Origin of the sequence: Solitalea koreensis, assembly GCF_900182575.1 — a bacterium.
GTDB lineage: Bacteria > Bacteroidota > Bacteroidia > Sphingobacteriales > Sphingobacteriaceae > Solitalea > Solitalea koreensis.
The window spans coordinates 146,413-158,681 of the sequence record NZ_FXSZ01000007.1 but is presented as its reverse complement, the minus strand read 5'-3'; the positions used below and the strand labels follow the sequence as shown (position 1 = coordinate 158,681).

Here is a 12,269-nt window from a genome sequence, read left to right as displayed (position 1 = left end):
GCATCGGCCAGTTTCCCACATTACAACAGGATAATAACAATAAATACAACGGGAATTATTTAGTTTTGGATGTAGCTAGTTAGGGGAAGATTACACTTTGTTTTTTAATTTAAGTTGTGTCGAACTATAAGGATAAACTGAATTTTTAGGTTGATCAATGCTTTTAAGAAGTTCTAAGAAATTTTTATAACTACCATTTTTATGAATTGTAACCAATTGTCCCTTAGGAGAAATTATACATGTAATGGGGAAAGAATAGTCATATAACCATTGATTCACCCATGTATTTTCAGGAAAATCTGTGACTATTTTATAAAAAAGATAATTAGATGAATTAATCTGCTTATCTAAATGAACAACAATATCTTTGGGAAGAGATTCACAAGAAGCACATCCTTGTTTACTCACAATAGCCACTAATGTTCTATTTGTCTTTTGAGCCTCTTCTATTGCTTGTTCCATGGACCCTTCTTTTATTTCAATTACTTGTTTTGAACTACAAGCAATTAGGGTCATACAAAAAATAAGGGTGACGGTTCTAAAAAAATATATCTGGACTGCACCCCAAAACTTAGACAAAGTTAGATTAAAGATTTATAATAATGAGTTCGGTATTGTGCCGGACTCATTCCGTTTAAATTAAGTCTGATCCGGTCTTTGTTGTAATACTTGATATAGTCTTTGATCTCTTCTTTAAGCTCTTTGATGGTTTTATAATTTTTTAAATAAAATAATTCTGCTTTAAGCGTTCCAAAAAAGTTTTCGATGATCGCATTGTCCAGACAATTCCCTTTTCTGGACATACTTTGAGTAATGCTCTTTTGTTGCAGCAAAAGCTGGTACTGCTTCATCTGGTATTGCCATCCCTGGTCGGAGTGCAAGATCACTCCTAGCTTGCCTTTTAGCTGTTTAAACGTTTTCTTGAGCATGTCGGTGACTTGTTTAAAATTCGGACTCTCCGAGAGTTCATAACTCAATATTTCGCCATTGAACAGATCGATGACGGGCGAAAGATAAAGTTTTCGTCCCTGGACTTTAAATTCTGTGATGTCTGTTGCTAGTTTTTCTTTAGGCCCCTTTGCCTTAAATTCCCTGTTCAAGATATTGGGAGCTATTTTACCACATTCTCCCCTGTACGACTTGTATTTTTTTCCTCTGATGATGCTTTTCAGTTTCATTTGCTGCATTATACTCAGGGCAGTTTTGTGGTTGACTGTTATACCTTCATTTCTCAAGGCCAGGTGAATCCTTCTGTAACCGTATTTGCGTTTATGTTGTTCGAATATGTGTTTTATGTGCTCTTTTACTTCCGCGTATTTGTCCGGCTTTTTACTTTGTTTAATGTGATAATAGTAGGTGCTCCTGGGCATGTTGGCCAACCGGAGCAAGGCCTTAAAGTCTTCTTGTTGCCTTAACTCATGGATGATCAACGCTTTTTCCTTTTCTCTTTTTCTTCCTGTTGAATTAAGGCATACCACTTTTTTAAGAAGGCAATTTCCGCTTTTAAATACGTGTTCTCTTCTTCGAGTTGTTCTTCTCTACTTTTTACTTTTTCGGATAGCTTTGGAATCTTTTTTGGCATAGGATCCTTGCTTTTTCTGCCTCTGGTCTCTTGCTGGAAGCCTTCCAGCCCTTCCTTCTCGTATTTTCGTAACCAACCCAACAACACACTGGGTTGGCTTACCTGAAAGCGAACACAAGCATCACTCAAAGACAGCTGCTCTGCCAAGATACATCGAACGGTTTGGATTTTAAACGCCGGAGGATATTGTTTTTTACTCGGTTCCAATCCCAATGGACCGTAGGCTTCATAAAACTTAACCCACAGCTCCAAATTGCTATTCCTCACGCCATGTGCTTTGGCTACAGATCGTTTGGATTGATGTGCTTGAAGTACTGATTTAACCAGTTTTAATTTAAAGTCTGGTGTATATTTCGTTTTCTTGTTCATAAAACTGCCCCCAATAAGTGTCTAACTTTTTGGGGGCAGTTTACCTGAGCCAACCTTTTGTTTTTAGTTTGTGGTAGTACCTACTACCGATTTACAAATTTTCACACACAGATATCATTTCTTAAAAAAATCCTTTATCAACCCAAAAATCTAATTCAAAAAAAATCCATGTCAATTGATTTGATGCCCTTTTACATTTGGGACAGCTTTTCTTATTAACATAAATACAAGGATTAGTAGTATTAATTCTTATTATTTTTTCAATTTTCTCCATGGGAACAGAGCGGAACTACCAAAGTATTTTCGACTATAGTTGTTTGGAAATTTTAGTGACATATTTAATATTTTAAATTACGTCCCTTCGTCCCACCATCTTAGGGCGGGACAATAAGGACAGATGGGACATTAATTTTCTACTTCCTTTAACCATCTACCAACTTTAAATTTACTAATAGTTAATCGCTTTCCGATATCTCTGATAGTAAGTCCTTCTTTTTGCTTCGGGATTGATTATTTATAGCATAAATAATTTTAGATGAACCAGACAGTTCTAAAATCTACCTTAATTAAAATGATGCATTAACAGCTGAAATAAATAGGTATCAAAGAACCTTTTATGTTTACTGACAAGCGGATGTAATCAGGTTTCCGTCTGCCCCTTTTTCCATCCTTAACCAGGTGTTAAATTGCATGTTTCCTTTAAATAGTATTAGTCCAGAATTTTTAATCATATCGATTAGCGTAATTTCGAAAGAAGCCGTTCTTCCTTTTGAAAGGAGACTTTGTTGTTGGTTATAGTAGCTGTTTTCAAAACTGTGAAAAGATTGTAAAGATTGAAAGTTTTTTTGACCAAATTGTTTAAATAATTCAATGTTATCTATTTTTAATATATAGGCATTTCCATCTGCCGATACTACACCCAATAAAAAAGTAGCTGGGTTTCTCATTTGGTTAATATCATAAACATCATAGACTGCTCGTATATCTGAACCTGAAAATATTGGATACAAATTACTATAATGACAATGTATATAGCCGTCAAGAGGCTTATCCACGTCAACATTTATAGAAGCTTTGTTTTGCTCTCCAATCACTTTTTCATAAGCATAGCTACTTTTGGACGTTGAAAATAAAACATAACCGGTTTCAAAATTATTGATTTTAGATTCTTCGTAAAGAGATTGAAATTTTGCAATAAATTCTGCATTGCTTGCGAGTTGATTTACCTGCTCGCATGTGCTTAGAACTGGTTCTATTTTGTCATCCTCTTTTTTACAGGCTATAATTAAAAATAGACTTACATAAAGGAATATATTTTTTTGTTTCATAATTTGTCTGTTTGTAAATACATCAAAGCTTTTGCCTTGATTTTATCTATTTCGTTGGATGGAATTTTAATTGGTTTTGTACAGATTTGTTCTGCAATTCTTTTTGCCTTAACGACCTGCCCGGTTTTTTGATAAAAACTTAGTAAATGATCCAATGGCTTGAATAATTTGGGGTGCATGTATGCCGCTTTTGTATAATTTTGCTCAGCAAGTGCATTATGCCCAATAGCAGCGTAACAATCAGCCAACCATATGTACAATTCTACACTATTTCCGTAGCGTGCAGCCCGGATAAATAATGGAATTGCTTGTCTATTTTTACCAGCATAAGCCAATTCCGCCGCATAGTTAAACAGAAATGCACCATTGTTTGATAATACAGGAAAAATTTGTTGATATTTTTTAAATGACGGATTTAATTCTGATAGATTTTCAGTTGCATCTCGCCACTGAAAAATTGAATAAATCTTTTGGATTGATACAAAAGCGAAACCGCATATCACCAGCAACAAAATTGATCTACTTATGCGGGTGGGGGTGTATTTTAATAATATCATATCAATTGACGCTATGTAAGATAAACAGCAATAAAATAAAGCACTAATTGCAAAATCTTGAAAGGGATATGAAAATAGACCGAAAATTAGTATCACGCCAAATAACACCGCAAAAACAATTGCATACGCTTGGTTGTTTTTAATTCCTCGCCAAACAGAAAATATAATTGCTACTATCAATCCTACAAAAACCAAAATACCAATAATGCCATTCTCAACAGTTATTTTCAGAAACTCATTAAATGCGTAATAATTCATTCCTGCAATTTTAACCTCATTTGGAGTTCCTTGTCCTGAAAGAAAATAATTGGCTTGATAATTACCATATTCAGTAAAGAAATTGCCATAACCAATCCCAAAGAAAGGATGGTCTAAAAACATGTAATAACTTATTTTCCAAATTAAAAATCTACCTGACACAGAAACCGTATTCTGCTGCCAAAGACTATTTATAATTACAGCTAATATCCCTATTATTAACGCCGTAATAATTTTTTTATGCTTTGTAATTATATAGACCGGGTCTATCTTCAATCTGTAAAAAATTATGATAATCGAGCCGAGTAACGAAGACACTAAAGCGGTTCTAGATTTGGAAAAGTAAAGCGAATTTAAAACCAGAACCCCAATAGATATAAGTAAAATTATTCTAGCTCTAGTTATTTTGGGTTTTGTGATAAAATGGGTTATGATTGGTAGACCCAGCCCTATAAAGCAACCATAAATACCTGGATTAATAAACGTCCCGCGCACCAAGCTTGTCGTTTGCCAAAATTGCAAAATGCCATATACTGCTTGATATACTATCACAAATAAAAACCCAATTAGGAGCAGTTGTGTATTTTCCTTAGTAAAAGGGTTTACTATTCTTAAGGATATATAAAGCAAAAAACACCCCAGTATATTGAAAATTCTGTCAGAAGGAGGAAATGGCTGGGCGATGAATAACGAGTTAAAAATGATATAAAAGAAGAAAAATACGGCAATAATATCAATAAAAGTGATGTGGAGGCGCTTTACTATACTTGCTATTCCCGCCAAAGCAAGGCTGGAAACTAAAAAAGAAAAAATAAAGGGAGGGAGTTCTCTAGCCCAATAGCTGTGTTTAAAACTGTATAAATTTGAACATAACAAAAACAACAGGATAACCGAAATTGAAAAAAGAGATGATAATTTAGCTATTTTTATCATTACGATTTATAGGAGGGTATATACTTTTCATGCATTTAAACCACGTAATACCTAAATGCTTATTGTGGTTTGAAATAATTATTTATGTTTATTATAGAGTGATGGGTAATCTTCACTATTCTTTAATTAAAGTTCAGTCTTTTGTAGAATGCAAAACTCTGAACTTTAATTCCTTTGTTTTTTAAAGATTTACTTTTTAAACCTGATGCTTTTCAGCAGTTCATCCAGCATTACTGCGGCCTGTTCTTTATCAGCAGAATTGTATTCCAATTTACCATTCAAACAGCACACCTTTGTATTGCTAACACAAAAAAAAGAATAATGAGAAATAAACTGCTCGGTATAGGCTCTGTTTATGATCAGCACCTGGTAATTATTATACGTTTTAATAACGGAAGTATACCCCGGATCTGATGACCAACTATGGCTAGCATCAAAGCCTTTCTTTAATTTATTCAAGTAATTATCTGTCGTTTCTGACATCATTCCATTTAATTGTAAAAGGCAAGTAGAACTCAGCTTATAAAATTCCCCACTTGAGTGTTCAATATTTATTGTAGGGAATTTAACCTTTGTTCGATCCATCTGTTTGAGTTGTCCCCTGTCTATTTTTTCCATCTTTTTAAACGGCGTAAAATTTATAACATCATTTAACGGAACGACTTGACCAAAGCTACTAAGGCAAAGAAAGATGCCTACAATAAGAATGCTAATCTTTTTCATTTCTATTTAACTCTAATTTTATACAATTAATTGCAAGGTATTGATAACACTGAATTGGCGTAAATCCTTTGAGGTATGAAGTCTGTAGAATTTATTGTCGAAGCATATACATTTATACAATCGCCATACATTTTCAGTAATGCATACGTACCTGCTTGTTCATAATCGCCTCCAAGCTGTAAAACATATTCACTTGCATATTCTTGGTATAATTCATTATAGTATAATTGATTTTGTTCAAAACTTGCGCGCTTGGCTTGAATTATTTCCCAATCTGTAACAGTGATTACATATTGATGAGTCGCTGTAATTGTAATGCATTTAAACCACGTAATACCTAAATGCTTATTGTGGTTTGAAATAATTATTTATGTTTATTATAGAGTGATGGGTAATCTTCACTATTCTTTAATTAAAGTTCAGTCTTTTGTAGAATGCAAAACTCTGAACTTTAATTCCTTTGTTTTTTAAAGATTTACTTTTTAAACCTGATGCTTTTCAGCAGTTCATCCAGCATTACTGCGGCCTGTTCTTTATCAGCAGAATTGTATTCCAATTTACCATTCAAACAGCACACCTTTGTATTGCTAACACAAAAAAAAGAATAATGAGAAATAAACTGCTCGGTATAGGCTCTGTTTATGATCAGCACCTGGTAATTATTATACGTTTTAATAACGGAAGTATACCCCGGATCTGATGACCAACTATGGCTAGCATCAAAGCCTTTCTTTAATTTATTCAAGTAATTATCTGTCGTTTCTGACATCATTCCATTTAATTGTAAAAGGCAAGTAGAACTCAGCTTATAAAATTCCCCACTTGAGTGTTCAATATTTATTGTAGGGAATTTAACCTTTGTTCGATCCATCTGTTTGAGTTGTCCCCTGTCTATTTTTTCCATCTTTTTAAACGGCGTAAAATTTATAACATCATTTAACGGAACGACTTGACCAAAGCTACTAAGGCAAAGAAAGATGCCTACAATAAGAATGCTAATCTTTTTCATTTCTATTTAACTCTAATTTTATACAATTAATTGCAAGGTATTGATAACACTGAATTGGCGTAAATCCTTTGAGGTATGAAGTCTGTAGAATTTATTGTCGAAGCATATACATTTATACAATCGCCATACATTTTCAGTAATGCATACGTACCTGCTTGTTCATAATCGCCTCCAAGCTGTAAAACATATTCACTTGCATATTCTTGGTATAATTCATTATAGTATAATTGATTTTGTTCAAAACTTGCGCGCTTGGCTTGAATTATTTCCCAATCTGTAACAGTGATTACATATTGATGAGTCGCTGTAATTGTAATCAAAGATGCGTTGTCTTTATATACCTGTTTTTCACTTTCTGATGCATTTTGAAACTGAGTATTATTAAATTGGGCTGCTAACACAGTTGCATCAGCAGGAGAGGGTGGAACGTCATCGGGATGACCATGAGACGAACTGATAGTATAACCAGCTGTACTGTTCCAAGTGAAAGAGATTGGATAATGAGTTCCGCTTCCAACATGTACAGATGAATTAACATAAGTATTAGCACCAATGCTCTGTAATTTTCGATCTACTCCATATTCATTTGCATGATCTTGGGCCATTCTCTCCAAAATCTGGTCATGCTGATCAGAGATTACCGAGTTTGAAACCATTGTATTTATAGCATTTGCCTGGCCACATGGATCATAGGGGTCTCCCCAGCCCCCAGCTTCGTCGCCCATCAATACAATTGTTTTTTTGTGTCTTTGTGCGGTAGTTTCTGCAAGTGGGTCTTTTTCACATGCTGAAAAACACAACAAAGTGATTAAAATAGTTAATAAAGGATAAATTTTAATTTTCATAATTATTAGTTAGATATTTATAGTTCATTATGAAGGGGAAACTATGATAACTCCCCAATACGGTTCAAAATTTGAAAATGGATCAGATTGGTTCTTTATTTAAAAGTTTTATAGTCGTACAGAGGGAGGTATTGAAGTTACTTCTGATAATGTACCTTTCTTTTGTATAAAAAGGCAATATCTTACTAATTTCAAATAATCTAAATTGGTAATTACCTTGTCATTATTCGAAGTAGAAGGATTGGTTGAATATCGAATGGTACTGTTGATGTGTGATTGATCAGCTTCCTTTATAGTCTTATTTAAATAAGACAAGTAATTTTGTCTAACTGACGCCCTTTGAATAGCCCTCACTGCACTTACATACGATGCATGGGCTGCTTTACAAGCATTTACCTGCATATAATTGGTTAATCTTGAATCCAACATTTTAGTTCGAGCTTCCTCATACTGGAGCTTTAATGTTAGTATATTGCTTAAATTGTTTTCAATTACATCATCCTTGATCTGATTTTGAGCTTTTGTTTGCATTATGCAAATACAACTTAATAATAGAATTCCCAATAGTTTTTTCTTCATTGTTTTGTTAGTTTATAATATAATTTTAAATTTTTGCTACTCTTTTCGACTACCACCAAACCTGGTTATTGTTTTCGTAAGTAAAAATTCGTTCCTCTTTACCCTCAGTCAAATTTCTGAGTAAGAACAATGCACCCTTTGGCACTTCCTTATATTCCAATTCTTCATCCACATTGAAAAGTCCAGGGCCTAATGATATCCACTTGTCGTTCCAATAAAAAAGCTCATAATTCATATTTGCCCTAATCGCATTCCCATCATTTCTTGGGATGTAGCCAACATCGGTAATTTCAATACTTTTTCCTAAATCTAATCCAATCCACTCGTTGTTGTAATCACCCAGATTTTGAGTATAGATATAATTATTTAAGTTTCCATCGAAAGCGATTTTTAAATCACTAGGCTGTACTTCTGCTGAAGAAATGAGCTTGCCCATTAAGGGCTTGCTGTCTTGTATTTTGTTGTAAAAGGAAATTTCAGCCAAGGAACCATAACCATATTCAGGAAACAAGTATCGCAGGTAACGGAAAGTATGCGAATTATTGGTTTTAATTTGTTTTACCTTGGGGTTAACCGGTTCCGGAATAGAATATAATTTTTCTGCGTCTGAAAAATCAGAACTATTTGCCCCCTCAAAAACACCGTTAGCCATTAAATATATCCATCCCATTTTTGCAGAAGACAGTGGATACTTTCGTGTTAAGATTACGGCTTCTGTTTCTTTACTTGCCTGTAAGATTTGTATATTTTTTTTATTATCTAATCGAATTGGCGCCGATATTGGCCGTTGAACTCCATTTTCGTTAAAAATAACAGGAAGATATACTGCCCCCAATCCCATATCTTTAAATATTGCCTCATTATTTTTTAATATTCCTTTGTAAACAGGTTGCCAGTTACGATTGTCAAATACACATAAATACACGTCCGCGTTTGCCGGTATTTGTCCAGGATCCAATGAAATTTTTATATCGCTTACTTTTATATGTTGATTAGTTACATCTAGTATAAATCGTTCTAAATTGGGGGTCAATGCTCCTGAATTCACATCATCAGCCAAATAAGCCTCATCTTGTATCGAATATAAGTTACGATATATTTTAGGGGCTATATCGCTAATTTTAAATTTATAAGGATTATACTCTGCCCCTGAAAAGGCTATGAACTTTCCGTCTTTACCTAAAACGGAGCCAAAGTCATGTCCCATACTTCTATTTGCCCAGTGAGTAATTTGCTCTAAAACCACAGGAATTCCCATAGCCCGCATAGCGAAATTAGCTATCCCCGCTTGATCCAAACATTTACCCATCATTCCCTTTAACAAATTGTTTGGCCCCAATGCCGCAGGGTATTCATGCAGGTTTGCGTTATAAACAAAAATCTTTTTAAGTTCTTTGTTAACCATTTCACATGCTTTTATTGGGTCATCGCTCTTGCCCATCGAATCTTTAAGCCAACTGAATTTTTTCATAAAAATTGGTCTCCACGATTCTAAAGGCTCATTATAAAACCGATAAGGTAAAACATACAAACAAAATTCATCAAATTTTAGGTGTTTTGACCAAGGTAGTTCCCAAGCCTTAAAAGCATAATCAATGTTTTCGATTAGTAATTCGGCAGTAATGACTTTTGCATCAAATGCATTATTAGTGAGTGGTTTATAATTTTTACTATCAACCTTAAGTGAATCCCATACTCTATCAAACTTTCTTAGATAAGAAGAATTAAACTTTTCGGTTGTCGTTTTTTTTGTTTCAGCAATATTATTTATATAGGCATCCACAGCTTTAGATTTATTCCCAGTATAAGAGAAATGCCCGGTCATATTTCCAATTAAAAAATAAGCTGCTTTTAGTTTTAAACTATCTTTCTTGCTCTTGGAATAATACTCAATCACTTTATTGAGTTCAACTGCGTTGTCACCTGCAAACTTTAAGGCAATATCAAACTTTTGTTTGTTGCTTAGAGGTTTATCTTGACCATGGGTAGCTATAGTTAATGAAGTAAGAATAAATAGAATAGATAATCTTTTCACGATTTTTTTTTAAATTTTTAGTTATATTAAATTCTTTCTGTAATAACTTAACAATCTTCGTTTTGAGCTACTATAAAAATACTTTCCTTCTTTTTGCGCTTGTGCTAAAGCCTCTTTTGGAGACCTTTTTACATAGTGAGTTGGCAACCGATAAGATAATCCAAAACTATTGGGCATCAATGCCATTTTATAGCACTGTGATGATTGGCATAAAGTAAAAAATACAATCAACTGAACATGAGGTTAATTTATTTTTAAATAAATAAGAAAATATTATTTAAAGGCATTTAAATGGCTCACTTCTCCCAAACAACAATGACTTTAATTACTTTGCATTTATATTTCTGAACTTCAAAAACAGGCTCAAGGAAAGTATTAGCCAAAAAATTGAAAGTAAGTGAACGGAAGTAGGTTGTTAGATTTTATGAGGGACAGGGGTGCTGAAATTGAATACGCACGAAAGGAAAATACCTGTTTTTATAAGAAATCAGGTATTTTTTGTAGTAAAAGCACAATTTATTGAGATAAAAGGATTATTGATTCTGATACAATTTTTTTATACATACCAAACGCTTTCTGAATTAGTATCCTTAATTCTTGAAGGATGCTGGATAGCTTAAAACTACAGGAGAATTAGTAATATTATTTAGGAATATAGGAGTAGGAAATAGTTTTTTGGAGTTTCCAGTTTGTATTCAAATAATGATAATGGTTACTTTTATAAATTTCTGAACCTTTTACAATCCTTGATCAATTTTGCCGATTCTATTTTATTAAGCAGTTTAAACCAAGTCGGCGCGAGTCAAAAGCAACAAGCTTTAGATTTGAAAAGTAAAGAACTTAGTATCAAGGTAAACGGAAAGCGATTAGCGCTTAGTAAATCTAAAGTTGGTAGATGGTTGAAGAAGTAGAGAATTAATGTCCCATTTGTCCTTTGTCCCGCCCTAAGATGAGGGACGAAGGGATGTTTCGCCCTTTAGTATTTACAAAAAGATTAGGACTGTAGTAGGTATTCTTTAAAAAATCAGCAACTAGGTTTTTATTAAGCCCTTCAGATTCTTTTTCATTGAGCTGATCGATCAGTTGAATAAGATTCGATTTAAACTTTTCTATTCGCTACGATTAGGCTTAACTTTTAAAAAGGCCTATTTAATGCTTTTCTTGGGTTTAGGATGTTATTATTGCTACTCACTTACCAGTCTAATTTTTTTATAAACAGTTAATTGGCAAGGCAAAGCCGCATCATTAAACTATATTGCCACCACACTGCTATAGAACTTTTATATTGCACTAACATTAAAGCTTCGATAAAGATTGCGCCCTGCATTTAGAATCGTATAGTACCGTACATTGAGGTAATTAATATATCAATTTTCTATCATAGGACTAAAGGAAGACTGCCAAATTTTTTATAAAGTTATTTAGATATTTATTGTTATATACATTAGTGTTAATTCACCTGTATATTTTAAGCTATCCAGCATCCTTCAAGAATTAAGGATGCTAAATCAAAACATATTGTCTGATAGGTAAAAATATATCAGAATCCATAATGATATATTCTCAATAAATTCTGCTTTTACTACAAAATTGCCTGATTTCTTATATAAAAAGCTGTTTATTTTTCGATCGTATTCAATTTCAGCACCCCTATCTCTCATAAATTCTAACCACCTACTTATGGTCCGTTCACTTACTTTTAACTTTTGGGCTAACACTTTCCTAGAGCCTGTTTTTGAAGTTTTAATCAAATAATCTAATTGTTCTAGTCTGAAAATTATTTCAATCATTTAAAAATTGTTGGTTTCTCTTATAATTAGAGGTAAAATCAATATCCCCTTCTCGCAAATTTTTTCTTTACTGTTAAATGGTTATTGCATCGCCACTTTTACGAACACTCCAACATGTTATTAAATTGAAGATTTAAACAAGCAGTTTGCTCCAAATTTCATTTGCTCTTTAGCCGCCAGTTTAACTTATTATTCTGTTTTAGGAATAAGACGGCTAGGCTAGAAGTTTGTGTAAGAGAAAATGAAAAAAAAATAAATAAA

Annotated in this window: 12 protein-coding genes; all 12 read right to left on the bottom strand. The window is 33.3% G+C overall.

The window, feature by feature from the left end; all coding sequences use genetic code 11:
- Positions 1 to 90: 90 nt before the first annotated feature.
- The 12 genes from FN756_RS11710 to FN756_RS14785 all read right to left on the bottom strand — a co-directional run bounded on the left by FN756_RS11710 (position 91) and on the right by FN756_RS14785 (position 12,008).
- Positions 91 to 462: a thioredoxin domain-containing protein gene (locus FN756_RS11710; protein WP_142604302.1), complete on the bottom strand. Its 372-nt coding sequence runs from the start codon at positions 460 to 462 to the stop codon at positions 91 to 93.
- Positions 463 to 581: 119 nt separating this feature from the next.
- A complete protein-coding gene (locus FN756_RS11705) occupies positions 582 to 1,478 on the bottom strand; it encodes an IS3 family transposase (RefSeq protein ID WP_142604301.1) in 897 nt (298 codons plus the stop codon).
- Positions 1,427 to 1,951, bottom strand: a complete 525-nt coding sequence (locus tag FN756_RS11700) for a transposase (RefSeq protein WP_142604300.1) — start codon at positions 1,949 to 1,951, stop codon at positions 1,427 to 1,429. Before FN756_RS11700 ends, FN756_RS11705 begins: the two co-directional genes overlap by 52 nt.
- 620 nt (positions 1,952 to 2,571) lie before the next feature.
- Entirely contained in the window at positions 2,572 to 3,279 is a 708-nt protein-coding gene (locus FN756_RS11695; protein ID WP_142604299.1) for a hypothetical protein, read from the bottom strand.
- Positions 3,276 to 5,027, bottom strand: a complete 1,752-nt coding sequence (locus FN756_RS11690; RefSeq protein ID WP_142604298.1) for an O-antigen ligase family protein — start codon at positions 5,025 to 5,027, stop codon at positions 3,276 to 3,278. The genes FN756_RS11695 and FN756_RS11690 overlap by 4 nt, the downstream gene beginning before the upstream one ends.
- A 189-nt stretch (positions 5,028 to 5,216) precedes the next feature.
- Positions 5,217 to 5,750: a hypothetical protein gene (locus tag FN756_RS11685; RefSeq protein WP_142604297.1), complete on the bottom strand. Its 534-nt coding sequence runs from the start codon at positions 5,748 to 5,750 to the stop codon at positions 5,217 to 5,219.
- 475 nt (positions 5,751 to 6,225) lie between these two features.
- Complete coding sequence (locus FN756_RS11680; RefSeq protein ID WP_142604297.1) at positions 6,226 to 6,759, bottom strand: hypothetical protein; 534 nt, start codon at positions 6,757 to 6,759, stop codon at positions 6,226 to 6,228.
- A 26-nt stretch (positions 6,760 to 6,785) separates the two neighbouring features.
- Positions 6,786 to 7,604, bottom strand: a complete 819-nt coding sequence (locus tag FN756_RS11675) for a hypothetical protein (RefSeq protein WP_142604296.1) — start codon at positions 7,602 to 7,604, stop codon at positions 6,786 to 6,788.
- Between the two features lie 108 nt (positions 7,605 to 7,712).
- The gene (locus tag FN756_RS11670) at positions 7,713 to 8,183 is read right to left on the bottom strand and encodes a hypothetical protein (RefSeq protein ID WP_142604295.1); all 471 of its coding nucleotides are present in this window, start codon (positions 8,181 to 8,183) and stop codon (positions 7,713 to 7,715) included.
- Between the two features lie 49 nt (positions 8,184 to 8,232).
- Positions 8,233 to 10,218: a discoidin domain-containing protein gene (locus FN756_RS11665; RefSeq protein WP_142604294.1), complete on the bottom strand. Its 1,986-nt coding sequence runs from the start codon at positions 10,216 to 10,218 to the stop codon at positions 8,233 to 8,235.
- A 915-nt stretch (positions 10,219 to 11,133) separates the two neighbouring features.
- Positions 11,134 to 11,331 carry a DUF7149 domain-containing protein gene (locus FN756_RS14810; protein ID WP_449441401.1) on the bottom strand — a complete coding sequence of 66 codons (198 nt, stop codon included), beginning with the start codon at positions 11,329 to 11,331 and terminating at the stop codon, positions 11,134 to 11,136.
- 395 nt (positions 11,332 to 11,726) lie between these two features.
- A complete protein-coding gene (locus FN756_RS14785) occupies positions 11,727 to 12,008 on the bottom strand; it encodes an HTH domain-containing protein (protein ID WP_142604293.1) in 282 nt (93 codons plus the stop codon).
- Positions 12,009 to 12,269: the final 261 nt, after the last annotated feature.

What these genes read in the sequence shown, in the direction of transcription:
- FN756_RS11710 (WP_142604302.1), bottom strand. Translation starts at nt 462, where the DNA reads ATGGAACAAGCAATAGAAGAGGCTCAAAAGACAAATAGAACATTAGTG.
- FN756_RS11700 (WP_142604300.1), bottom strand. Translation starts at nt 1,951, where the DNA reads ATGAACAAGAAAACGAAATATACACCAGACTTTAAATTAAAACTGGTT.
- FN756_RS11695 (WP_142604299.1), bottom strand. Translation starts at nt 3,279, where the DNA reads ATGAAACAAAAAAATATATTCCTTTATGTAAGTCTATTTTTAATTATA.
- FN756_RS11690 (WP_142604298.1), bottom strand. Translation starts at nt 5,027, where the DNA reads ATGATAAAAATAGCTAAATTATCATCTCTTTTTTCAATTTCGGTTATC.
- FN756_RS11685 (WP_142604297.1), bottom strand. Translation starts at nt 5,750, where the DNA reads ATGAAAAAGATTAGCATTCTTATTGTAGGCATCTTTCTTTGCCTTAGT.
- FN756_RS11680 (WP_142604297.1), bottom strand. Translation starts at nt 6,759, where the DNA reads ATGAAAAAGATTAGCATTCTTATTGTAGGCATCTTTCTTTGCCTTAGT.
- FN756_RS11675 (WP_142604296.1), bottom strand. Translation starts at nt 7,604, where the DNA reads ATGAAAATTAAAATTTATCCTTTATTAACTATTTTAATCACTTTGTTG.
- FN756_RS11670 (WP_142604295.1), bottom strand. Translation starts at nt 8,183, where the DNA reads ATGAAGAAAAAACTATTGGGAATTCTATTATTAAGTTGTATTTGCATA.
- FN756_RS14785 (WP_142604293.1), bottom strand. Translation starts at nt 12,008, where the DNA reads ATGATTGAAATAATTTTCAGACTAGAACAATTAGATTATTTGATTAAA.